This window comes from Paracoccus marcusii (assembly GCF_028621715.1).
GTDB classification, from domain to species: domain Bacteria; phylum Pseudomonadota; class Alphaproteobacteria; order Rhodobacterales; family Rhodobacteraceae; genus Paracoccus; species Paracoccus marcusii.
Genome location: NZ_CP117466.1, coordinates 2659594 through 2682531, shown reverse-complemented (window position 1 = coordinate 2682531; position 22938 = coordinate 2659594). Strand labels below are relative to the sequence as shown.

Here is a 22938-nt window from a genome sequence, read left to right as displayed (position 1 = left end):
CGCCGTCACCGGCGCGGAAAAACGCGCGCGGGCGGCGGGGTTGGCCTTCCATGTCGGTCGGTCCGCGACTATCCAGAAAGCCATGGATATCATGTTGCTGACTGCCTTTACCGCGGTGCTGTTCCTGCTGATCGCAGCGGCGGAACCCCTGGCCGCACGCCTGCGCCTTCCGTTCAGCGTGATGCTGGCGGCGGTGGGTATCCTGATCGGCGGCGGCGCCCTGTTCCTGCTACGCACCAACGTGACAGAGACGCTAAATCCGGTGGCGGTCGGCATCCTGTCGCTGCCGATCCGGTCCAGCGTGTTCATGTACGTCTTCCTGCCGACGCTGATCTTTCAGGCGACGCTGGAGATGAACATCCGGCGGATGATGGATGACTGGGTGCCGATCCTGACGCTGGCCGTGGTGGCCGTGGTGGCGGCGACCCTGACCATCGGTTTCGCGCTGCACTGGATCGGGGGGCTGCCGCTGATGGTGGGCCTGCTGATCGGGGCGATCGTGTCGACCACCGACCCCTCGGCGGTCGTCAGCATCTTCCGCAGCCTGTCCGCGCCCAAGCGCCTGTCCCGCATCGTCGAGGGCGAGTCGCTGTTGAACGACGCCGCCGCCATCGCGCTGTTCGGCTTGTTCCTGACCTATGTCATGCTGGGCGTCCCGAACCCGCAGCTGGGCGAGGCCCTGGGCCAGTTCCCCGGCCTGATCGTGGGCGGCGTGCTGGCCGGATGGCTGGTCGCGCGGATCGCGCTGGCGTTGATGAGCCTGTTCGGGCGGTTCGAGACGGCGCAGATATCCGTCTCGGTCGCGGTCCCATACCTGGCCTACATCGGCGCGGAACAGCTGCTGGGCGCGTCGGGCGTGATCGCGGTCGTGGTGTCCGGCCTGACGCTGAACCTGATGGGTCCGGGCCGCCTGGCGCCTGAATTCTGGGTCAACCTCAAGGAGGTCTGGGGCCTGCTGGCGCATTGGGCCGGGGCGCTGATCTTCATCTTGGCGGCGCTGCTGATCCCGCGCCTGCTGGGCGAGGTGCGGCTGAACGATCTGTTCCTGGTCAGCGTGGTGGTGGTCGCGGCCTTCGTCGCGCGGGCGCTGATCCTGTTCGTGCTGCTGCCGATGCTGACCACGCTGCGCCTGTCGCCCAAGATCCAGCGACCCTATCGCGTGGCGATCATGTGGGGCGGACTGCGCGGCGCGGTGACCCTGGCGCTGGCCCTGGCGGTGACCGAGAACCTGCGCGTGCCGGTCGAAACGAAGCGCATCGTCGGCATCCTGGCCACCGGCTTCACCCTGTTCACGCTGATCGTGCAGGGCACCACGCTGCGCGGCGTCATTGCCCTTCTGGGGCTGGACAAGCTGTCGCCGCTGGACCGGGCGCTGTCGAACCAGGTCGTCGCCGTGGCGCTGCAGTCGGTGCGCGAGGGCGTCGCCTCGGTCACCGAGAACTATGACCTGACCCGAGAGACGGTACGTTCCGAAGCCAAGCGCTTTGCCGCTCGGCTGGACAATGCCGTCGAGGCCGCCGAGGCCGAGGACAATGCCGAGATCCTGGACCGCGACCGCATCACGTTGGGCCTGATCGCCCTGGCCGCGCACGAGCGCGAGATGATCGTCCAGCGGTTCCGCGAGCGGGCGATCTCGGCGCGACTGTCGGAGCAGGCGCTGTTCGACGCCGACCGGGTCATCGAGGGCGCGCGTTCCGGCGGGCGCACCGGCTATCAGCGCGCGGCCCGGCGCAATCTGCGCTATGGCCCGGCGTTCCGGTTCGCGGCCTTCCTGCGCAACCGCATCGGCGTGGCCGGCCCGCTGGCCCGCATGACCGCGGACCGGTTCGAGATGTTGCTGGGCAAGCGTCTGATCCTGCGGGATCTTCACGGGTTCATCGACCGGCGCATCCGGCGCATTCACGGCCGGCGCGTGGCCGAACTGCTGCACGAATTGCTGCAGCGGCGGATCGAGGCGGTGGAGACCGCCCTGGAGGGTCTGCGCCTGCAGTTTCCCGGCTATGCCGAGGAGCTGGAGCGCCGCTTCATCCGCCGCACAGCCCTGCGGCTGGAGGAGCGCGAGTACAACGCCCTGCGCGACGACGGCCTGATCGGCGCCGAGGTGCACATCCAGCTGATGGACGATGTCCGCCAGCGGCGCCAGCAGTCCGAAGGCCGCCCCAAGCTGGACCTGGCCCTGCGCAAGAACCAGGTCGTGCGGCAATTCCCGCTGTTCGCCGATCTGGACGATTCCGAACTGAAGCGCCTGAGCCGAGAGATCCGCACGCGTTACGTCAATGCGGGCCATGTGATTACCCGCAAGGACACGCCCGCGCGGTCGGTCTTCTTCGTGGCTTCGGGCGCGGTCGAGCAGGAGGTCGCGGGCCAGACCGCGCGCCTTGGCCGCGGAGAGATGTTCGGCCAGATGGGCGTGCTGACCCGCCGCATCCGCAAGGCGGAGGTCCGAGCGATCACCCCCAGCACGCTGTTGGTACTGGACGAGGCCGGGTTCCGCCGCCTGCTGAAACGGTCCGCTGCGCTGCGCAAGGCGGTGCGCGACAGTGTCGTCGGCAAGACGGTCGCCGGAGAGGTCCTGCGCATGCCCGAACTGGCCCAGGACGCCCCGCTTGGCGAGACCGCTGCAAGCGGCTAGACCGGGGCGCAAGACCCACGGACGACAAGGCCCCCACGCATGGACATCTCTGCCCAGACCGCCACCCGCATCGCCCGCCAGATCGCGACAGAGATCGGCGCCAGCCCCGCGCAGGTCACGGCCGCCTCCGACCTGCTGGACGGGGGCGCGACGGTTCCCTTTGTCGCACGTTACCGCAAGGAGGTGACGGGGGGCCTGGACGACACGCAGCTGCGGACCCTGGCCGACCGCCTGTCCTATCTGCGAGAGATGGAGGCGCGGCGCACGGCGATCCTGGGATCGATCCGCGACCAGCGCAAGCTGACCGACGATCTGTCCCGTGCCATCGGCGCGGCCGAGACCAAGGCCGCGCTGGAGGACATCTATCTGCCCTTCAAGCCCAAGCGCCGGACCAAGGCGATGATCGCGCGCGAAAACGGTCTGGAGCCGCTGCTGCGCGCGATCCAGGCCGATCCGTCGCGCGATCCGGCGACCCTTGCGCCCACCTATGTGACGGGCGCGGTCGAGACGGCCAAGGCCGCGCTGGACGGCGCCCGCGACATCCTGGTCGAGGAACTGTCGGAAAATGCCGAGGTTCTGGGCCCGCTGCGCGAGTTCATGCGCGGCAATGCGGTGATCGCCGCCCGCGTGGTGGCCGGCAAGGAGGAGGCGGGCGCCAAGTTCAGCGACTATTTCGCGCATTCGGAAACCTGGTCGGGCATTCCGGGCCACCGCGCGCTGGCCATCCTGCGCGCCGCCAAGGAGGAGGTCGTGACCATCGACATCGCCCCCGAACCGGACACCGGCACCGCGCGGGCCGAGGGGATCGTGGCGCGGGGTCTGGGCGCGGTCGGACAGGGGCCGGGCGCCGACTGGCTGCGCGGCGTCGCGGGCTGGGCCTGGCGGGTACGGCTGTCGAACACGATGTATATCGATCTGCTGACCGAATTGCGCGCCCGTGCCCATGCCGAGGCGATCCAGGTCTTTGCCCGCAACCTGCGCGACCTGCTGCTGGCGGCACCCGCCGGGCCGCGCGCGACCTTGGGGCTGGACCCCGGCATCCGCACCGGCTGCAAGATCGCGGTCGTGGACGGCACCGGCAAGCTGTTGGACACCGCGACCATCTATCCGTTCCAGCCCAAGAACGACCTGCGCGGGGCCGAGGCCACTCTGGCGGCGCTGATCGCCAGGCATGGCGTCGACCTGATCGCCATCGGCAACGGCACCGCCAGCCGCGAGAGCGAGCGTCTGGTCGCTGATGTGCTGAAGCGCCTGCCCAAGGGGATCAAGGCGCCGACCAAGGTGATCGTGTCCGAGGCCGGGGCCTCGGTCTACTCCGCGTCCGAACTGGCCGCGAAGGAGTTTCCCGGCCTGGACGTCTCCCTGCGCGGCGCGGTCAGCATCGCGCGCCGGTTGCAGGACCCGCTGGCCGAACTGGTCAAGGTGCCGCCGCAGTCCATCGGCGTGGGGCAATACCAGCATGACGTGGACCAACGACAGCTGGCAAAATCGCTGGAGGCCGTGGTCGAGGATGCCGTGAACGCGGTGGGCGTCGATCTTAACACGGCCTCTGCGGCGCTGCTCACCCATGTCGCGGGACTGGGGCCGTCGCTGGCGCAGGCCATCGTCGCGCATCGCGATGCGACCGGCGCCTTCCCGTCCCGCGCCGCGTTGAAGAAGGTCGCGGGTCTGGGCCCCAAGGCGTTCCAGCAATGCGCGGGGTTCCTGCGCGTTCAAGGGTCCGAACCGCTGGACGCATCGGCCGTCCATCCCGAAGCTTACGGCGTCGCGCGCAAGATCGTGGCTGCCTGCGGGCGTGATCTGAGGTCGCTGATGGGCGACAGCACGACGCTGAAGTCGGTGCGGGCGCAGGATTTCGTCACCGAGGATTTCGGCCTGCCCACCGTGCGCGACATCCTGTCGGAGCTTGAGAAGCCCGGCCGCGACCCGCGCCCCGGTTTCGTCACCGCGACCTTTGCCGACGGCGTCGAGGCGATCGGCGACCTGCGCCCCGGCATGTCACTGGAGGGGACGGTGACGAACGTCGCGGCCTTTGGCGCCTTCGTCGATATCGGGGTGCATCAGGACGGGCTGGTCCATGTCAGCCAACTGGCCGACCGCTTCGTGAAGGACCCCCACGAGGTGGTCAAGGCCGGCGACGTAGTCCGCGTCCGCGTGACCGAGGTGGACGTGGCCCGCAAGCGCATCGGCCTGACCATGCGCAAGGACAACGCCCCCGCCGACCGCCCCGCGCGCGAGACCGCGAAACCCGCGCCCCGTGCGGCGCAGGCCGCGCCCAAGGGGGCGGGCGCATTCGGTTCGGCCCTGGCCGACGCGCTGCGCAAACGCTGAGGGGATGGCCATGAGCGTGCTTGACGACACCGATCACCGCGCCTTTCTGGCGCGAGACGCGCACCGGGCGCTGGACTTCTTCGATGCCAGCATCCGGCCCGAGGGCGGCTTTCATGTGCTGGACCTGGACGGCACCCCTCTGCCGGGCACGGTGCAGGAGCTGCACACGACCACGCGGCTGGTCCATTCCTATGCGCTGGCGCAGATGGCCGGACGACCGGACCGCGCGGGGATCGTGGATCAGGGCATGGACTGGCTGTGGCGCGCGCATCGCGACACCGATCACGGCGGCTATCTGTGGGCCGTGGACGGCACCGCGCCGGTCGAAGGGCCCAAGCTGGCCTATGGCCATGTCTTCGTGCTGCTGGCCGCGTCCAGCGCCAAGATGATCGGGCACCCGGATGCGGATCGCCTGCTGGCCGACATCACGCAGGTGCTGGACCGCCACTATTGGGACCACGACGCGGGACTGTTCCGCGACGAGTTCACGCGCGACTGGCAGGCGTTCTCGACCTATCGCGGCATGAACGCCAACATGCACGGGGTCGAGGCGCTGCTAGCCGCGTTCGAGGCGACCGGCGCGCCCGTCCATCTGGACCGTGCCGGGCGGATCCTGGATTTCTTCATCGCGGGGCAGGCGGCGGTGCATGGCTGGCGCATCCCGGAACATTACGACGACCGCTGGCGGCCCGACCATGCCTATGCCGGCAACCCGATGTTCCGCCCTGCCGGCACCACGCCGGGCCACAGCTTCGAGATGGCGCGCCTGCTGCTGTACTGGTGGGATCTGGCCGGGCGCCCCGACACAGGCGCGGTCGCGCAGGCGCGTGCGCTGGTCGATACGGCGCTGGCGGATGCCTGGGCCGACCGGGGCGGGCTGGCCTACACGCTGCGCGACGGTCGCGTGGACAATTCGGCGCGCTATTGGTGGCCGGTGACCGAGGCGATCGGCGCGCTGGCGGCCCTGATCAAGCTGGACCCCCGACCCGGCGACGGCGACTGGTACCGCCGCCTGTGGGCCTTCGCGGACGGGCGTCTGATCGACCATGCCCGCGGCGGGTGGTTCCCCGAGCTGGGCGATGACGACCGCCCGGCCGCGACGCAGTTCCGGGGCAAGCCCGACATCTATCACGCACTGCAGGCCGACCTGCTGCCGCTGGCGCGGGGCGTGTCGCATCAGGCGCGCGATCTGGCCCGCACATGTCCCTTGCGCGACGCGGCGGGCCTTGGCTGACCTTTCTGTGCCGTCCGGATTGGTCCTTGACGTGACCGGGCCGGAGGGCCAAGCGGGACGTCAAGCGGCGGGCCGGGACAGGCCCGCGTCACTGTCGGGTTCATCCATGGTTCCAACCGATCCGAATTTGCGCGCGATCGACCTGCTGGCCGGGTCCGAAGCGGGATTCGCGCTGTCGGTTCTGGATGCCTCGCCGGATTGCATCAAGCTGCTGGACCCCGAGGGGCGGCTGATCTTCATGAACGGCAACGGGTTGTGCGCGATGGAGATCGACGATTTCGCCAGCGTCGATCAGCGGCCCTGGCCGTCGATGTGGCCGCCCGAGGCGGACCGGATGCTGAACGACGCGATGCAGGCGGCGCTGACCGGCGCCGTGACCCGGTTCGAGGCCTTCTGCCCGACCGCGCGCGGCACGCCGCGCTGGTGGCACGTCACCGTGTCGGGGGTCCGGGACGCGGCAGGCCGCGTGGTGCGCATCCTGGCGTCGTCGCGCGACGTGACCGACAGCGTGACCATCCGACAGCAGCTGCAGCAGGAGGTCGCCCGCAAGGACGAGGCCATCGCCCGTCAGCACATCCTGATGGGAGAGATCGACCACCGGGTGAAGAACAGCTTTGCCGCGGTCATCGCCCTTCTGCGGATGCAGGCGCGCCAGCAGGCCGGCGGCCCGGCGGGCGCGCAGCTGTCCGATGCGGCGAACCGCATCTCGACCTTGGCGCGGGTGCACGACCAGCTGCACCTGGACCCGGGCAGCCGCGATGTCAGCCTGCGCGACTATGTCGAGGCGCTGGCGACCGACCTGGCGCAGGCGCTGGAGGCGGCGATCACCGTGGACGACGCGCTGGCGGGCGATCTGCGGGTGACGGCGGGGCAGGCGGCAGCGATCGGCCAGATCCTGGCCGAACTGATCGGCAATGCCGTCAAGCACGCGAATCCGGGCCGGCGGCCGGGGCTGTGGCTGGACCTGGCGCAGAACGCGGGCGCGTTGAGCGTTACGTTGTCGGATGACGGGCCGGGCCTGCCTGCCGGGTTCGACCCGGATGTGGCGCGCGGGCTGGGCATGCAGATCTGCCTGATCTATGCCCGCCAGATGGGCGGTGGGCTGGATCACGGTGCCTCTGACCGGGGCGGTGCCCGGTTCCGCGTCACCGTGATGCTGGATGCGGCTGCGTCATCCTGACGCCCGCGGAACCAAGCCGCCGCTTGACGATTGACAATGGCCCCGCAAGCGGGCACGGCTCTGCCCCTTTCCCGACCCACCCCAACCTGACAGGAGCCGCCGATGCGGATGAAGATCGACGTGACGCTTGACTATGCGCTGGAATCGCCCGGGCCCGCGCTGCTGCTGATCGAGGCGGCGGGCGTTCACGGACAGATCCTGAACCGCACCAACATCGACCTGGGCCAGCCCCTGAAGCTGGCCCGCGTTCCCGCCGAGGAGGGCATCGGCGAACGCATCGTCATGCGCCTGCAGGATCGGCTGACCTGCCGTTATTCGGCCGAGGTACAGGTGACCCGCCCGCGTCCCGATCTGGCCAGCCTGCAGGCCGTCGAGGTCGAGGACATGCCCGGCGACGCGCTGCGCTATCTTCTGCCCTCGCGCTATTGCCAGTCGGAACGGTTCGGTCATTTCACCGGCTCTCGGTTCGAGGGGCTGACGGGCGGCCCGCTGGTCGCCGCGATGCGCGATTGGGTGGAACGCAATCTGGACTATGTCGCCGGAACCAGCGACGGGGACACAACGGCGGCGGACACCTTCCTGGACCGGCGCGGCGTCTGCCGGGACTATGCGCATCTGCTGATCGCGCTGTGCCGCGCGCAGCAGATCCCCGCGCGCATCGCCAGCGTCTATGCCCCCCATGTCCAGCCGCAGGATTTCCACGCGGTCGTGCAGGTCTATCTGGGCGGCGACTGGCACCTGGTCGATCCGACCGGCATGGCCCATGCGGACCAGATGGCCCTGGTCGCGGTCGGGCGCGACGCGGCGGACGTGGCGTTCCTGACCACGAACTCGGTCGCGGAACTGCGCACGCAAAGCGTCGAGGTCATGCTGTTCTGATCCGTCAGAGCAGCGCCACCGCGGCCAGCAGCAGCGCCGCGACCACCGTGGCGCGACGGATCAGCGCGATGCCCCGGCGCAGGTCCGCCGCATCCGGGTCGGGCGCGGCGGCATTCAGCCACGGCTCGTCCGCGACCCGGTCGGCATAGACGCGCGGACCCGACAACCGGCAGTCCAGGGCCCCGGCCATCGCGCCCTCGGGCCAGCCGGCGTTGGGTGACCGGTGGGCAGACGCGTCGCGCAGCGTCACCCGCAGCGCGGCCCTCGCGCGCCGACCGGACGCGATCGCGATCAGCCCCGCCGACAGCCGCGCGGGAATCAGGTTCGCCACGTCGTCCAGGCGCGCGGCGATCATGCCGAACGCCTCGTGCCGGGGAGTGCGGTGGCCGATCATCGAATCCATCGTGTTGATCGCCTTGTAGGCCGCGATGCCCGGCAGCCCGCCGACCGCCGCCCAGAACAGCGGCGCGATGACGCCGTCGCTGAAATTCTCGGCCAGGCTTTCAAGGCTGGCGCGGGACAGCGCGGGCGTATCGGCGCGGGTGACGTCGCGCCCCACGATCATCGCGGTCGCACCGCGAGCGGCGGCCAGGTCGCCCGCCGCCAGGGGGACGGCCACCGCGCGCAGGTGCTGGTCCAGCGACCGCGCCGCGACCAGCGGCCACGCCAGCACGGCCGCGACCCACGGGCCCAGCCATGCCTGGATCAGGACCGCGGGGATCATGGCCGCCAGCAGGACGACGACCACGGTCAGCGCGCCCTTGGCGCGCCGCGCCCGGCCCTTGTTCAGCGTGCGATCCAGCGCCGCGATCAGACGCCCGGCCCAGGTCACCGGATGCCCGACCCGGCGATAGACCGCATCGGGCCAACCGATCAGCACATCCAGCACCAGCGCCAGCAGGGCGATCACGGCCATCCTAGTCTCCTGCGCGGAGGTTGACGGTCTGCACCGCCCAATCGGCACCGGCGCGCTGCAGCACGGTCAGCGACAGGGGCGCCACCGCGAAGGACAGGGCGGCAGGCCCGACCACCATGGACAGTGCCGCGCGCACAGTGCCCGCATGCGCCACGATCACCGTGTCCCGCCGCAGTGCCTGCAGGACCGGGATCACCCGCGCGGCCATGTCATCGAAGCTTTCACCGCCGTCGGGGCGGTGGCGGGCCAGGGCATCGACGGGCAGGGGACCAAGGTCGGGCAGGCGCGACGGGTCCATCCCCTCCCACGCGCCGAGGTCCTGTTCCCACAGCGCGGGCTCCAGCCTGTCGGGCACAAGCCCCAGGGCGGTGGCCGTCTGACGGCAGCGCAGCGCCGGGCTGGCGATGACCTGGGCGGGACGCAGGCGGGCCGCCTGGCGCGCGAATGCGGTAGAATCGCCGCAATCGGCAGGCACATCGCGCCGGCCGGCCAGCAGGCCGTCGGCAAGACTGGGGGCATGGCGCAGGATCATCAGTCGCATCGCCCTCCTTTGGCGCGTCGGGCGGGCAGGGACAAGCCCCGCGCTTGACGCATCGGCCCAACCGGCGCAGCCTGCTTGACGGGCGGGCGCGGCCTGCGCTATGGAAATGAACAAGCGTTCAATAACCGGGGAGGGGGGATCGCGATGTTCACGCGGGGCATGGAATTCGATCTGGGCGAGGATGTGAACGCGCTGCGCGAGATGGTCCACGGATGGGCCACCGATCGCGTCGCGCCCCTGGCGGCCGAGACCGACCGCACCAACGCCTTTCCCAACCAGCTGTGGACCGAGCTGGGCGATCTGGGCCTGCTGGGCATCACGGTGGATGAACAGTACGGCGGGTCGGGCATGGGCTATCTGGCGCATGTGATCGCGGTCGAGGAGATCGCGCGGGCCAGCGCGTCGATCAGCCTGTCCTATGGCGCGCATTCGAACCTGTGCGTGAACCAGATCAAGCTGAACGGCACCGATGCGCAGCGTGCGAAATACCTGCCCGATCTGTGCAGCGGCAAGGCCGTCGGCGCCCTGGCCATGTCCGAGGAAAGCGCGGGCAGCGACGTCGTCGCGATGCGCCTGCGCGCCGAGAAGAAGAACGACCGCTATGTGCTGAACGGCAGCAAGTACTGGATCACCAACGCGCCCGACGCGCAGACGCTGGTGGTCTATGCCAAGACCGACCCCGAGGCCGGGTCGAAGGGCATCACGGCATTCATCGTCGAACGCGACATGGCCGGTTTCACCACCAGCCCGCATTTCGACAAGCTGGGGATGCGCGGATCGAACACGGGCGAGTTGATCTTCGACAATGTCGAGATCCCGTTCGAGAACGTCCTGGGCGAGGAGGGCCGGGGCGTTCGGGTGCTGATGTCGGGCCTAGACTACGAGAGGGTGGTTCTGGCCGGCATCGGCACCGGTATCATGGCGGCCTGCCTGGATCAGGTCCTGCCCTATGTGGCGGAACGCAAGCAGTTCGGTCAGCCGGTGGGGTCGTTCCAGCTGATGCAGGGCAAGATCGCCGACATGTATGTCGCGCTGAACACCGCCCGCGCCTATGTCTACGAGGTCGCGCGGGCCTGCGACGCGGGCAAGGTCACGCGGCAGGATGCGGCGGGTGCGGTTCTGTATGCCAGCGAACAGGCGATGGTGCAGGCGCATCAGGCCGTGCAGGCGCTTGGCGGGGCCGGGTTCCTGTCCGACAGCGTCGTCAGCCGCCTGTTCCGCGACGCCAAGCTGATGGAGATCGGGGCCGGCACCAGCGAGATCCGCCGCATGCTGATCGGGCGCGAACTGATGGGGCTGGTCTGATGCGCATCCTGGTCGTGTTGGCGCTGATGGCCGCCCCGGCGATGGCGCAGGACGCGCCGTCCTTTGATCCCGCGCCGGTGCTGGCCTGCCTTGACAGCGATGCGGCGCCCGACAGCTGTGCGGGCCTGGCCGCGAATGCCTGCATGGAGGGCGAGGGCGGGTCCAGCACGGTCGGCATGGGGTTCTGCCTGGGCGCCGAACGCGACTGGTGGGACGATCGCCTGAACACCGCCTATGGCGAGGTGATGACGCGGGCCGAGGCAGGCGATGCGGAACTGGACAGCATGGACGCCGCGGGTCCGCGTCAGGCGGGCGCCCTGCGCGACATGCAGCGCGCCTGGATCGCCTTCCGCGACGCGGCCTGCGAATACGAGGCGACGCGATGGGGCGGCGGCACCGGCGCGGGGCCCGCAGCCGCGCAATGCGCGCTGACCCTGACCGCGCGTCAAGCGAACCAGCTGGACGGCTATCTGCGCGAAGGCCCCTGAGATGGCACGCCTGCTGCATCACGCGGACCACGCGCGGCTGTGCCGGGATTTCCGCTGGCAGTACCCCGCGCGGCTGAACATGGCCGACCAGTGCCTGGCCCATGCCGCGGACCAGGTGGCGATCATCGACCATGACGGCGCCCCGCACCCGGTGACCTTCGCCACGCTGGCGGCAATGACCGATGCGCTGGCCCACGCGCTTGGGGCCGATCGCGGCGACCGGATCGGCATCCTGCGCACGCAATCGTCCTGGACGGCGGCCGCGCATCTGGCGGTGTGGAAATCGGCCGCGATCTCTGTCCCGCTGTTCAAGCTGTTCGGCCCGGATGCGCTTGACCTGCGTTTGCGCGACGCGGGTATCTCGACCGTCATCACCGACGCCCAAGGGCGCCGGATGCTGGCCCCGTTCCCCCATCTGCGGGTGATCGTCCCCGAGGACGGCCTGCCCGATGCCGGGCCCTTCGCCACGCGCGACACCGGGCCGGAAGACCCGGCGGTGATCATCTATACTTCGGGGACGACAGGCACGCCCAAGGGCGCGTTGCACGGGCATCGCATGCTGACCGGTCACCTGCCGGGGGTCGAGATGAGCCACGACCTGCTGGGCCAGCCGGGCGACGTCATCTGGACGCCCGCGGACTGGGCCTGGATCGGCGGTCTGTTCGACGTGGCGATGCCGGGGCTTGCGCTTGGCGTGCCGGTGGTCGCCACCCCGATGGCCAAGTTCGATCCACATGCCGTCGCGGGCCTGATCCGCGACTGCGGCATCCGCAACGTGTTTCTGCCGCCCACCGCGCTGAGGATGCTCAAGGTCGCGGGGGTTCGCCTGCCCGGCCTGCGCAGCGTCGCATCGGGCGGAGAGACGCTTGGCGCCCCCATGCTGGACTGGGGCCGGGAGGCATTCGGCCTGCAGATCAATGAATTCTATGGTCAGACCGAATGCAACATGGTCGCATCGGGCAGCGGCGCGATGTTTCCGGCCCGTCCCGGCGCCATCGGGCGCGCGGTGCCCGGGTTCGAACTGGCGGTGATCGACGCGCAGGGCCGGCCCACCGATGCCGAGGGCGACATCGCCATCCGCCGCGGCGCCGGCAGCATGATGCTGGAATACTGGCGGAACCCGCAGGCCACGGCCGCCAAGTTCCGTGGCGACTGGCTGGTGACCGGCGACCGTGGCGTCATCCGGGACGGCCATGTCCAGTTCGTCGGACGCGACGACGACGTCATCACCTCGGCCGGGTACCGCATCGGTCCATCCGAGGTCGAGGACTGCCTGCTGCGCCATCCCGCCGTGGCGCAGGTCGCCGTGGTCGGCAAGCCCTGCGCGCTGCGCACCGAAATCGTCAAGGCCTATGTCGTGCTGCGGCCCGGCCATGAACCGTCGCCCGACCTTGCCGCCGACCTGCAGGCCCATGCCCGCAGCCGGTCGGCCGTCCATTCCTATCCCCGAGAGATCGCCTTTCTGGATGCCCTGCCCATGACCGTGACCGGCAAGGTCATGCGTCGCGCGCTGCGCGATCTGGACCTGGCCGAGGAGACCACACGATGAAACTGACCTCGACCGCGCTGCCTTCGTCCGAGGGGTTCCGCGCCAACCGCACCGCGCATCTGGCCCTGCTGGAGACCGCCCGCGAGGCCGCGGAGGCTGCCATCGCCGGCGGTGGCCCCAAGGCGCTGGAGCGTCACGTCAGCCGCGGCAAGATGCCCCCGCGTGAACGGGTGGCGAACCTTCTGGACCCCGGCAGCCCGTTCTTAGAGATCGGCGCGCTGGCCGCACATGGCCTGTACGACGGGGCCGCGCCCTGTGCGGGGGTCATCGCCGGGGTCGGGCGGGTGCATGGCCAGGACGTGATGGTCGTGGCCAATGACGCGACGGTCAAGGGCGGCACCTATTACCCGATGACGGTCAAGAAGCACCTGCGCGCCCAGGAGATCGCCGAGGAATGCGGGCTGCCCTGCGTCTATCTGGTCGACAGCGGCGGCGCGAACCTGCCCAACCAGGACGAGGTCTTTCCCGACCGCGACCATTTCGGCCGCATCTTCTTCAACCAGGCCCGGATGAGCGCCAAGGGCATCCCGCAGATCGCCGTCGTCATGGGGTCCTGCACCGCGGGCGGCGCCTATGTTCCCGCCATGTCCGACGTGACGATCATCGTGCGCGGCCAGGGGACGATCTTTCTGGCCGGTCCGCCGCTGGTCAAGGCCGCCACCGGCGAGGTGGTCACGTCCGAGGATCTGGGCGGCGGCGACGTGCACACCCGCCTGTCCGGCGTGGCCGATTACCTGGCCGAGGACGACGCCCACGCGCTGGCCCAGGCCCGCCGCGCCATCGCCAACCTGAACCGCCGCCGTCCCGACACCGTCGTCTGGCAGTCGCCGGAACCGCCCGCCTATGACCCCGAGGAGATCCTGGGCGTGGTGCCGGCAGACCTGCGCACCCCCTATGACATCCGCGAGGTCATCGCCCGCATCGTCGACGGCAGCCGCTTTGACGAATTCAAGGCCCGCTTCGGCGAGACGCTGGTCACGGGCTTTGCCCATGTCGACGGCTGCCCGGTGGGCATCATCGCCAACAACGGCGTGCTGTTTTCAGAGGCCGCACAGAAGGGCGCGCATTTCATCGAACTGTGCAGCACCCGCAACATTCCGCTGGTGTTCCTGCAGAACATCACTGGCTTCATGGTCGGCCGCAAATACGAGAACGAGGGCATCGCCCGCCACGGCGCCAAGATGGTTACAGCGGTCGCCACCACCAATGTGCCCAAGATCACCATGCTGGTCGGCGGCAGCTTTGGCGCGGGCAATTACGGCATGGCGGGGCGGGCCTATTCCCCGCGCTTCCTGTGGACCTGGCCCAACAGCCGCATCAGCGTGATGGGCGGCGAACAGGCCGCGGGCGTCCTGGCCACCGTCCGCCGCGACGGGATCGAACGTGCCGGCGGCCAGTGGTCGCCCGAGGACGAGGCAGAGTTCAAGCGCCCCACGGTCGAGATGTTCGAGCGCCAGTCCCATCCCCTCTATGCCTCCGCGAGGCTGTGGGACGACGGGATCATCGATCCGCGCCAATCGCGCGACATCCTGGCCCTGTCACTGCGCGCCAGCCTGAACGCACCCATCCAGCCGACGCGGTTCGGCCTGTTCCGCATGTGAGGGGCACGACATGTTCGACAAGATCCTGATCGCCAACCGGGGCGAGATCGCCTGCCGCGTCATCGACACCTGCCGCCGCTTGGGCGTGGCGACGGTCGCGGTCTATTCCGACGCCGACCGCGATGCGCGCCATGTCCAGATGGCCGATCAGGCCGTGCATCTGGGCGGGCCTGCGCCCGCCGACAGCTATCTGCGGGGCGACAGGGTCATCGCGGCGGCCCAGGCCACCGGCGCGCAGGCGATCCATCCGGGCTATGGCTTCCTGTCCGAGAACCCCGACTTCGTCGACGCGGTGGTGGCGGCGGGGCTGGTCTTCATCGGGCCATCGGCGGCGGCGATCCGGGCGATGGGCCTCAAGGACGCGGCCAAGGCGCTGATGGAGAAGGCGGGCGTGCCGGTCGTGCCCGGCTATCACGGCGCGGATCAGGACCCGGACCATCTGGCCGCCGAGGCCGCGCGGATCGGCTATCCGGTGCTGATCAAGGCGGTGGCGGGGGGCGGCGGCAAGGGCATGCGGTGCGTGGACGACCCCTCGGCCTTTGCCGATGCGCTGGAAAGCGCCCGGTCCGAGGCGCAGGGCGCTTTCGGCAACCCCGCCGTGCTGATCGAGAAATACATCCTGCAGCCGCGCCATATCGAGGTACAGGTCTTCGGCGACGGCACCCGCGCCGTGCATCTTTATGAACGCGACTGCAGTCTGCAGCGCCGCCACCAGAAGGTCATCGAGGAGGCCCCGGCCCCCGGCATGACCCCCGAAATGCGCGAGGCGATGGGTGGTGCCGCGGTGCGCGCGGCCGAGGCCATCGGCTATGCCGGGGCGGGCACGATCGAGTTCATCGTGGACGGCGCGAACGGGCTGCGGCCCGACGGGTTCTGGTTCATGGAGATGAACACCCGCCTGCAGGTCGAACATCCGGTGACCGAGGCCGTGACCGGCATCGATCTGGTCGAATGGCAGCTGCGCGTGGCCAGCGGAGAAGCTCTGCCCGCGCGGCAGGAGGACATCGCCCTGGCCGGCCACGCCTTAGAGGCGCGGCTTTACGCCGAGGACGTGCCGGCGGGCTTTCTGCCCGCGACCGGGCGACTGGCGCATCTGCGCTTTGCCGATCACGCCCGGATCGAGACCGGTGTGCGTCCTGGCGACGCGATCAGCCCGTGGTACGACCCGATGATCGCCAAGGTCGTGACCCATGGCGCGACGCGCGCCATCGCGCTGCGCGCGCTGGAGCAGGCGCTGGTCGATACCGAGGTTGCGGGTTCGGTCACGAACCTGGACTTTCTGATCGCGCTGACCCGTCATGCAGGGTTCAAGCGTGGCGAGGTCGACACTGGCCTGATCGCCCGCGACCTGCCGTCTCTGCTGGACGGCGGGGCCGAGGACCGCGCCGCTTTGGTTCTGGGCGTCATCGGGCTGGCCGGTCTGGCTGATCCCGCCGTTCGCGGCGGCGCGACCCTGTGGCAGCCGCTGCGCCGCACCATCGCGTGGGAGGGCGGTCAGGCGGTGCTGGAGGTGACCGGGCCGGGTGCGGCGCGCGTCACGCTGGACCGCGCGCATGAGGTGCGCTGGCAGTCGGGGCGCTGGTGGGTGGACGGGCAGCCCTGCCGCCACCGCGTCGTGACCCATCCGGCAGGCGTCGGCGTCTTTGGCGGCCGCGTGGTGCACCTGACCCCGCTGGACCCGCTGGCGCGCAAGGCGGTCGACGGGGCGGGGGACGGGGTGGCCCGGTCGCCGATGCCGGGGCTGGTCAAGGCGGTCCATGTGACGGCGGGACAGGCCGTCGCCGCGGGCGACCGGCTGGCCGTGCTGGAGGCCATGAAGATGGAGCACAGCCTGACCGCCGCCGCCGATGGCGTGGTGGCCGAGGTTCTGGCCCAGGCCGGCGATCAGGTCGAGGCCGGCGCACCCCTGATCCGGCTGGAGCCCGTTGATGGCTGAGCGCGTCCAGATCTTCGAGATGGGCCCCCGCGACGGCCTGCAGAACGAGAAGCGGCTGATCCCCACCGCCGAAAAGATCGCCCTGGTCGACCTGCTGAGTCAGGCGGGCTTTGCGGATATTGAGGTCACCAGTTTCGTCCCCGCAGCCTGGGTGCCCCAGATGGCGGACGGGGCCGAGGTGATGGCGGGCATCACCCGCCGCCCCGGCACGCGCTATGCGGTGCTGACGCCGAACCTGCGCGGCTATCAGGCGGCACGGGCGGCACGGGCCGACACGGTTGCGGTCTTTGCCAGCGCCTCGGAGGGGTTCAGCCGGGCAAACCTGAACGCCAGCATCGCCGACAGCCTGACGCGGATGGCCCCCGTGGCGGCGCAGGCGCAGGCCGATGGCGTCACCCTGCGCGGCTATGTCAGCGTGGTGACCGACTGCCCGTTCGACGGGCCGGTGGCGCCGGCCGCCGTGGCCCGCGTGGCCGCCGCCCTGCGTGACATGGGCTGTCAGCAGATCAGCCTGGGCGACACGACCGGGCAGGGCCGCCCCGAGACCATCGACGCCATGCTGGCCGCCGTGCTGGAGGAACTGCCCGCCAACCGCTTGGCAGGGCATTACCACGATACCGCCGGGCGGGCGCTGCAGAATGTGGATGTCAGCCTGGAGCGCGGGTTGCGGGTCTTCGACGCCGCGGTCGGCGGCCTGGGCGGTTGCCCCTATGCACCGGGTGCGGCAGGCAATGTCGCGACAGAGGCGCTGGCCCGCCATCTGGACACGCGCGGCTTCGCGCATGGGCTGGACATGGAGATCATCACCCGCGCCGCCGCCATGGCCCGCGCCCTGAGGGAGGCCCCTGATGCCTGACACCATCCGCATCGACCGCGACGACCGTGGCGTGGCGACCCTGTGGCTGACGCGTGCGGAAAAGCACAACGCCCTGTCCCGCCCGATGATGGACGAGCTGACCCAGGCCGCCGCCTATCTGGGCGCGGACCCGGCCGTGCGCGTGGTGATCCTGGCGGCCGAAGGCGGCAGCTTCTGCGCGGGCGGTGATCTCGGCTGGATGCGCGAGCAGATGGCCGCGGATGACGCCACGCGGCGCGAGGGCGCGCGGGCGCTGGCCGGAATGCTCTCGGCGCTGAACCTGCTGCCCAAGCCGCTGATCGCGCGGGTTCAGGGCAATGCCTTTGGTGGGGGCGTGGGCATGATGGCGGTCAGCGACATCGTGGTGGCTGCCGACACGGCGCGGTTCGGGCTGACCGAGGTCAGGCTGGGCCTGATCCCCGCGACCATCGGCCCCTATGTGCTGGCCCGCATGGGCGAGCCCGCGGCGCGGCGGGTGTTCTTTTCGGCGCGCCTGTTCGATGCCGGGGAGGCCGTGGACCTGAACCTGGTGTGGCGCCGGGTCGCAGCGGCGGATCTGGATGCGGCGGTGGAGGCCGAGGTGGCCCCCTTCCTCCAGGCGGCACCGGGGGCGGTCGCGGCGGCCAAGGCGCAGTGCCGCGCGCTTGGTCCGCGCATCGACGCCGCCGTCATCGAGGACAGCATCGACCGCCTGGTCGCTGTCTGGCAAGGCGCCGAAGCCCCCGAGGGGATCTCGGCCTTCTTCGACAGGCGCAAGCCCGCCTGGCAGTCCTAGAACAGCCGCATGATGGAGCTGCGTAGCTGATCGACGGCCAGCGCAGCAAAGGCCAGCGTGCAGATGACCAGCAGGATGTTGGTCAGAGGCTTGTTGCGCCATTCGGCGGGTACGCGGTCGGTGTTCAGGATCCACAGCAGCGTGACCGACATGAACGGCATGAACAGCGCGCCCAGCACGCCATAGGCCAGGATCAGCAGCACCGGCTGGCCCAGGAACAGCATCGCCATGGGCGGGATGGTCAGCCAGACGATGTAGGCGCGATAGTAGCGGCCTCCCGCCAGGCGGTCGGGATGGGCGTGCGGCTTGCCCTGCACATGACCCATGAAGTCCGCAAACATCAGGCTGACCCCGTTCCACACCCCGATCAGCGAGCTGAACGATGCCGCGAAGAACCCGATCAGGAACAGCTTGCTGAGCCAGGGTCCATAGCGTTCACCCAGGACGCGGGACAGGTCGACCATGCCCTGATCACCGCCGCCGATGGCGATGCCCGCTGAGTAGAGCAGTTCCGCCCCAACGATCAGCGTCGCCACGACGAACAGGCCGGTCACCAGATAGGCGACCGCGTTGTCGATGCGCATGACCGACATGAAGCGCGGGCTGTCCCAGCCCTTCTCGCGCAGCCAGTAGCCATAGGCCGCCAGAGTGATCGTGCCGCCGACCCCGCCCGCGACGGACAGGACGTTGATCATCGCGCCATCCGGGATCATCGGGGCAAGGCCAGTCAAGACCTCGCCAAGGTTGGGCAGGGTGGCTGCGGCGGCCAGGACCATGGCGATGAACATCAGGATGACCATCGCGGTCAGCACCCGTTCGAACAGGTCGTAGCGGCCCGACCAGACCAGCGCCAGGCCCAACAGGCCCGACAGGATGCCCCAGGCCGGAACGCCTAGGAACGGCATCAGCGAGGTCAGCGCCAGCCCCGTCCCGGCCATCGCCGCCGCGCCATAGACAAAGCCCCAGATCACGATGTAGGGGCCGAAATACCAGCTGGTCCATTTGCCAAGCGTGCTCCATCCCTCGAAGATGGTGTTGCCGGTGGCCAGGCTGTAGCGGCCGGCACCCTCGACCAGCACGATCTTCATGATGCAGCCCGCAACGACGGCCCACAGCAGGGCATAGCCGTATTTGCTGCCCGCGACGGTCGTGGCGATCAGGTCGGCCGCGCCGACGCCGGTTGCGGCCACGACCAAGCCTGGGCCGACCAGGCTCCAGCGCGGTTCGGCTTGGGGGCGATTGGGTGGTGTCATCTGTCCTCATCCCTAAATGTCCGCGCAAACCATGACGCGAAACTGCAGGATGCGCAAATGGCACAAACGGAAAACCCCGCCGCGCGGGTGCGCGGCGGGGCGTACAGGTCACCGATGTCGGGCGATCACATGCCCTGGTAGAGCGGGAAGCGGGCGCAGAGCTGGCCGACCTCGGCGCGGACCTTGTCCTCGACCGCGGCATTGCCCTCCTCGCCATTGGCGGCCAGGCCGTCGACGACCTCGACGATCCAGCGGGCGATCTGGCGGAACTCGGGCTCGGCAAAGCCGCGGGTGGTGCCTGCGGGCGCGCCAAGACGGATGCCCGAGGTCACGAACGGCTTTTCAGGGTCGAACGGCACGCCGTTCTTGTTGCAGGTGATGTGCGCACGGCCCAAGGCGGCCTCGGTCGCCTTGCCGGTCACGCCCTTGGGGCGCAGGTCGGCCAGGCACAGGTGGTTGTCGGTGCCGCCCGACACGATGTCGATGCCGCCCTTCATCAGCTCGTCCGCCATGGCGGCGGCGTTCTTGACGACCTGCGCCGCATAGGTCTTGAACTCGGGGCGCAGCGCCTCGCCAAAGGCCACGGCCTTGGCGGCGATCACGTGCATCAGCGGGCCGCCCTGCAGGCCGGGGAACACGGCGCTGTTGATCTTCTTGGCGATGTCCGCGTCGTTGGTCAGGATCAGGCCGCCCCGGGGACCGCGCAGCGACTTGTGCGTGGTCGAGGTGACGACATGGGCATGCGGGACAGGGGAGGCATGCGCGCCGCCCGCGACCAGGCCCGCGATGTGGGCCATGTCGACCATCAGATAGGCGCCGACCTCATCCGCGATGGCGCGGAAGGCGGCCCAGTCCCAGCTGCGGCTGTAGGCCGTGCCGCCCGCGATGATCAGCTTGGGCTTGTGCTGGCGGGCGCTTTCGGCGATCGCGTCCATGTCCAGCTGATGGTCCTGCGCACGCACGCCATAGCTGACGACGTTGAACCACTTGCCCGACATGTTGACCGGCGATCCGTGCGTCAGGTGACCGCCCGAATTCAGGTCCAGGCCCATGAAGGTGTCGCCCGGCTGCAGCAGCGCCAGGAACACGGCCTGGTTCATCTGGCTGCCGCTGTTGGGCTGGACGTTGGCGTATTCGCAGCCGAACAGCTGCTTGGCGCGCTCGATCGCCAGGTTCTCGGCGATGTCGACATACTGGCAGCCGCCGTAATAGCGCTTGCCCGGATAACCCTCGGCATACTTGTTGGTCAGGACGGACCCCTGAGCCTCCATCACGGCGCGGCTGACGATGTTCTCGGAGGCGATCAGCTCGATCTCGTCGCGCTGGCGGCCCAGTTCCTGGGTGATCGCCTTGGCAATGTCGGGGTCACGGCTGGCCAGGGTTTCGGTGAAGAAGCCGTTGTCGCGGGTCGGTGCGTTCATCGGTCTTTCGTCCTTTTTGGGCTGGGGCGGCTTGTGTTTGCGTCTTTTAACGCAACGTAGGGCATGCCGAAAGTGACAAAACGACCCGCATCCCGCCCGTTGCGACGCGCTGCGGAATGCGCTTGTCATCATGTCTGTCGCGCGTGATGGTGCGGGTCCATCAGGGGACAGGACGGCCGATGACGCGCAACGTGCATTTCACCGCAAGCCACGCCGAGACCGCCCGGGCGGCCCTGTCCGTGCTGACGGCGCGCTATGGCCAGGCCCCGCTGGCGGAGGCCGACGTCGTGGTGGCCCTGGGCGGGGACGGGTTCATGCTGCAGACCCTGCACGCGACGCAGGGTCGGGGGCTGCCGGTCTATGGCATGAACCGTGGCACGGTGGGGTTCCTGATGAACGCCTATGCCGAGGACGACCTGACCGACCGCCTTGCCCTGGCCGAGGAAACGGTCATCAACCCGCTGCGCATGCGCGCCACCTGTGCCGACGGCACCTGCACCGAGGCCCTGGCGATCAACGAGGTCAGCCTGCTGCGCGAGGGGCCGCAGGCCGCCAAGCTGCGCATCCATGTCGACGGGCGATTGCGGATGGAGGAGCTGGTCTGCGACGGTGCGCTGGTCTCCACCCCGGCGGGATCCACGGCCTACAACTACTCCGCGCACGGGCCGATCCTGCCGATTGGATCAGAGGTGCTGGCCCTGACCGCCATCGCGCCTTTCCGTCCGCGCCGCTGGCGGGGGGCGCTTCTGCCCAAGGGTGCATCCGTGGTGATCGAAGTGCTGAACGCCGACCGCCGCCCCGTCATGGCCGATGCCGACAGCCGTTCTGTCCGCCACGTGACGCAGGTCGAAATCCGCAGTGCCGACGACATCCGTCACCGCCTGCTGTTCGATCCGGGCCACGGGCTAGACGAACGCCTGCTGCGCGAACAGTTCGTCTAAGGGGGCGTCAGCCCGCGCAGATCTGCTGCAGCGCCAGCCACTGTTCGTCGGTCAGCAGGCGGGCAGGCGTGGTTCCCTGACGGATGGGGTCGGCCTCGATCAGTGGCAGGACGGCGGCGCCGGTCGGATCGATGCTGCGCGCATAGGGTTCGGTCGACAGCCCGCGTTCCGCGAAGGCAGGGGGCAGGGCGGCGAGGTCAGGCCGGGGCAAAGATTGCGACAGCAGCGTCTCTCCATAGCCCTGCATCGCGTCGCGCGACAGAGTCCCAAGCGTCATCAGGCGCAGTGCGTTCATCAGCCCCGCATGCCGCAGCGCATCCAGTGTCGCCTGCTTGTCCTCGACCGCCAGACGGGCGGCGATCAGGTGACCGGCAGAGGCTTCGGGGCCAGGGGTGGTGGCCAGCAGGTCGTTGCCCAGCACATAAAGATCACCCGGAAGGCGACGCGCCCCGTTCAGCGGCGCGGGCACGACCTGCACCAAGGCCTGGTCGCCGATCAGCTGGGGTGCGATCCAGTCCAGCACCTGCTGGCCCGACCGCCGACGGCAGACGGCACCGGCGCTGTGCTCCAGATCGGCCAGCACGGCCAAACCGATTGTTCGCGCCTGCGCGGGTGGAGCGATCCGGGCCGCATGGCGGATCAGCGCGTCGGGCAGCCAGAATGTCAGGGCAGCCAGCATGGCGACCGCGCCCAGCACCGTTACGACGCCCCGCAGGCGGCCCGGCACGGCACGGTGGATAGCGATGGCCCGTTGAACGCGTTCGATCCCCTCGATCATCAGCGGATCGTCGATCTCGACCGTCTCGTCGGGTGCCTGGCCGTTCGGAGTGTATATCGCGGGCAGTTGACCCGGATTGATCCGCGTCACCGCCGGCAGCGACCAGTGCGACAGAGGCCGGTCCGATTTCGGGTCCATCATCGTCAGAGTCGCGGCGCCCACCGAGACGATGACCTCGCGCAGCCGTGATTCGGGCGTCTCGCGCCACGAGCCCTGCGCCTCAAGGCGCTGGAATTCAGTCAGGGCAGTCACGGGGGCGGGCATGGTCTAGGGTCGTCCTGCAGGGTACCCAGACCATAGCGCCGCGCCGCGTTGCGTCAAT

General features: G+C 69.6%; 18 protein-coding genes. 13 read left to right on the top strand and 5 right to left on the bottom strand.

Annotated features, from left to right (window positions below):
- The first annotated feature begins 82 nt into the window (after positions 1-82).
- The 5 genes from PRL19_RS13265 to PRL19_RS13245 all read left to right on the top strand — a co-directional run bounded on the left by PRL19_RS13265 (position 83) and on the right by PRL19_RS13245 (position 8256).
- Positions 83-2632, top strand: a complete 2550-nt coding sequence (locus PRL19_RS13265) for a cation:proton antiporter (protein ID WP_273743247.1) — start codon at positions 83-85, stop codon at positions 2630-2632.
- A gap of 39 nt (positions 2633-2671) precedes the next feature.
- On the top strand, positions 2672-4963 hold the full coding sequence (locus tag PRL19_RS13260) for a Tex family protein (protein ID WP_273743246.1): 2292 nt from the start codon (positions 2672-2674) through the stop codon (positions 4961-4963).
- 10 nt (positions 4964-4973) lie between these two features.
- Positions 4974-6197 (top strand): AGE family epimerase/isomerase, encoded by a 1224-nt coding sequence (locus PRL19_RS13255; protein ID WP_337960260.1) that lies wholly within the window; start codon positions 4974-4976, stop codon positions 6195-6197.
- Between the two features lie 106 nt (positions 6198-6303).
- Complete coding sequence (locus PRL19_RS13250; protein ID WP_273743244.1) at positions 6304-7377, top strand: sensor histidine kinase; 1074 nt, start codon at positions 6304-6306, stop codon at positions 7375-7377.
- 102 nt (positions 7378-7479) lie between these two features.
- Entirely contained in the window at positions 7480-8256 is a 777-nt protein-coding gene (locus PRL19_RS13245) for a transglutaminase-like domain-containing protein (protein ID WP_139598615.1), read from the top strand.
- Between the two features lie 4 nt (positions 8257-8260).
- Here PRL19_RS13245 and cbiB read toward each other — a convergent pair whose 3' ends face one another.
- Complete coding sequence (gene cbiB / locus PRL19_RS13240) at positions 8261-9172, bottom strand: adenosylcobinamide-phosphate synthase CbiB (protein WP_273743243.1); 912 nt, start codon at positions 9170-9172, stop codon at positions 8261-8263.
- A gap of 1 nt (position 9173) precedes the next feature.
- Positions 9174-9713, bottom strand: coding sequence for a histidine phosphatase family protein (locus PRL19_RS13235; RefSeq protein WP_273743242.1), 540 nt, complete (start codon positions 9711-9713; stop codon positions 9174-9176).
- Between the two features lie 144 nt (positions 9714-9857).
- On the opposite strand from PRL19_RS13235, the gene PRL19_RS13230 reads away from it, so the two are divergent.
- The 7 genes from PRL19_RS13230 to PRL19_RS13200 are packed head-to-tail and all read left to right on the top strand — an operon-like array spanning position 9858 to position 18223.
- Positions 9858-11018, top strand: coding sequence for an acyl-CoA dehydrogenase family protein (locus tag PRL19_RS13230; protein WP_273743241.1), 1161 nt, complete (start codon positions 9858-9860; stop codon positions 11016-11018).
- Entirely contained in the window at positions 11018-11506 is a 489-nt protein-coding gene (locus PRL19_RS13225; protein WP_045983021.1) for a lysozyme inhibitor LprI family protein, read from the top strand. Before PRL19_RS13230 ends, PRL19_RS13225 begins: the two co-directional genes overlap by 1 nt.
- 1 nt (position 11507) lies before the next feature.
- Entirely contained in the window at positions 11508-13055 is a 1548-nt protein-coding gene (locus tag PRL19_RS13220; RefSeq protein ID WP_273743240.1) for an AMP-binding protein, read from the top strand.
- Positions 13052-14656: a carboxyl transferase domain-containing protein gene (locus tag PRL19_RS13215; protein WP_045983023.1), complete on the top strand. Its 1605-nt coding sequence runs from the start codon at positions 13052-13054 to the stop codon at positions 14654-14656. The genes PRL19_RS13220 and PRL19_RS13215 overlap by 4 nt, the downstream gene beginning before the upstream one ends.
- A 10-nt stretch (positions 14657-14666) precedes the next feature.
- The gene (locus PRL19_RS13210; RefSeq protein ID WP_273743239.1) at positions 14667-16592 is read left to right on the top strand and encodes an acetyl/propionyl/methylcrotonyl-CoA carboxylase subunit alpha; all 1926 of its coding nucleotides are present in this window, start codon (positions 14667-14669) and stop codon (positions 16590-16592) included.
- A complete protein-coding gene (locus PRL19_RS13205; protein WP_273743238.1) occupies positions 16585-17448 on the top strand; it encodes a hydroxymethylglutaryl-CoA lyase in 864 nt (287 codons plus the stop codon). Before PRL19_RS13210 ends, PRL19_RS13205 begins: the two co-directional genes overlap by 8 nt.
- Positions 17441-18223 carry a crotonase/enoyl-CoA hydratase family protein gene (locus PRL19_RS13200; protein ID WP_273743237.1) on the top strand — a complete coding sequence of 261 codons (783 nt, stop codon included), beginning with the start codon at positions 17441-17443 and terminating at the stop codon, positions 18221-18223. The genes PRL19_RS13205 and PRL19_RS13200 overlap by 8 nt, the downstream gene beginning before the upstream one ends.
- Here the strand turns inward: PRL19_RS13200 and PRL19_RS13195 are convergent.
- Both PRL19_RS13195 and glyA read right to left on the bottom strand, forming a co-directional pair.
- On the bottom strand, positions 18220-19476 hold the full coding sequence (locus tag PRL19_RS13195; RefSeq protein WP_045999154.1) for an Nramp family divalent metal transporter: 1257 nt from the start codon (positions 19474-19476) through the stop codon (positions 18220-18222). The two genes, PRL19_RS13200 and PRL19_RS13195, sit on opposite strands and share 4 nt — an antisense overlap.
- 125 nt (positions 19477-19601) lie before the next feature.
- Positions 19602-20897: a serine hydroxymethyltransferase gene (glyA, locus tag PRL19_RS13190; protein ID WP_273743236.1), complete on the bottom strand. Its 1296-nt coding sequence runs from the start codon at positions 20895-20897 to the stop codon at positions 19602-19604.
- Between the two features lie 116 nt (positions 20898-21013).
- On the opposite strand from glyA, the gene PRL19_RS13185 reads away from it, so the two are divergent.
- Positions 21014-21838 carry an NAD kinase gene (locus PRL19_RS13185; RefSeq protein WP_127898552.1) on the top strand — a complete coding sequence of 275 codons (825 nt, stop codon included), beginning with the start codon at positions 21014-21016 and terminating at the stop codon, positions 21836-21838.
- 7 nt (positions 21839-21845) lie between these two features.
- Here the strand turns inward: PRL19_RS13185 and PRL19_RS13180 are convergent, their stop codons facing one another.
- On the bottom strand, positions 21846-22880 hold the full coding sequence (locus tag PRL19_RS13180; protein WP_240542409.1) for a hypothetical protein: 1035 nt from the start codon (positions 22878-22880) through the stop codon (positions 21846-21848).
- Positions 22881-22938 lie beyond the last annotated feature (58 nt).

Bases quoted from the DNA above. Each gene is read 5' to 3' on its own strand.
- PRL19_RS13265 (WP_273743247.1), top strand. From the start codon at position 83: ATGGATATCATGTTGCTGACTGCCTTTACCGCGGTGCTGTTCCTGCTG.
- PRL19_RS13260 (WP_273743246.1), top strand. From the start codon at position 2,672: ATGGACATCTCTGCCCAGACCGCCACCCGCATCGCCCGCCAGATCGCG.
- PRL19_RS13255 (WP_337960260.1), top strand. From the start codon at position 4,974: ATGAGCGTGCTTGACGACACCGATCACCGCGCCTTTCTGGCGCGAGAC.
- PRL19_RS13250 (WP_273743244.1), top strand. From the start codon at position 6,304: ATGGTTCCAACCGATCCGAATTTGCGCGCGATCGACCTGCTGGCCGGG.
- PRL19_RS13245 (WP_139598615.1), top strand. From the start codon at position 7,480: ATGCGGATGAAGATCGACGTGACGCTTGACTATGCGCTGGAATCGCCC.
- cbiB (WP_273743243.1), bottom strand. From the start codon at position 9,172: ATGGCCGTGATCGCCCTGCTGGCGCTGGTGCTGGATGTGCTGATCGGT.
- PRL19_RS13235 (WP_273743242.1), bottom strand. From the start codon at position 9,713: ATGCGACTGATGATCCTGCGCCATGCCCCCAGTCTTGCCGACGGCCTG.
- PRL19_RS13230 (WP_273743241.1), top strand. From the start codon at position 9,858: ATGTTCACGCGGGGCATGGAATTCGATCTGGGCGAGGATGTGAACGCG.
- PRL19_RS13225 (WP_045983021.1), top strand. From the start codon at position 11,018: ATGCGCATCCTGGTCGTGTTGGCGCTGATGGCCGCCCCGGCGATGGCG.
- PRL19_RS13220 (WP_273743240.1), top strand. From the start codon at position 11,508: ATGGCACGCCTGCTGCATCACGCGGACCACGCGCGGCTGTGCCGGGAT.
- PRL19_RS13215 (WP_045983023.1), top strand. From the start codon at position 13,052: ATGAAACTGACCTCGACCGCGCTGCCTTCGTCCGAGGGGTTCCGCGCC.
- PRL19_RS13210 (WP_273743239.1), top strand. From the start codon at position 14,667: ATGTTCGACAAGATCCTGATCGCCAACCGGGGCGAGATCGCCTGCCGC.
- PRL19_RS13205 (WP_273743238.1), top strand. From the start codon at position 16,585: ATGGCTGAGCGCGTCCAGATCTTCGAGATGGGCCCCCGCGACGGCCTG.
- PRL19_RS13200 (WP_273743237.1), top strand. From the start codon at position 17,441: ATGCCTGACACCATCCGCATCGACCGCGACGACCGTGGCGTGGCGACC.
- PRL19_RS13195 (WP_045999154.1), bottom strand. From the start codon at position 19,476: ATGACACCACCCAATCGCCCCCAAGCCGAACCGCGCTGGAGCCTGGTC.
- glyA (WP_273743236.1), bottom strand. From the start codon at position 20,897: ATGAACGCACCGACCCGCGACAACGGCTTCTTCACCGAAACCCTGGCC.
- PRL19_RS13185 (WP_127898552.1), top strand. From the start codon at position 21,014: ATGCGCTTGTCATCATGTCTGTCGCGCGTGATGGTGCGGGTCCATCAG.
- PRL19_RS13180 (WP_240542409.1), bottom strand. From the start codon at position 22,880: ATGCCCGCCCCCGTGACTGCCCTGACTGAATTCCAGCGCCTTGAGGCG.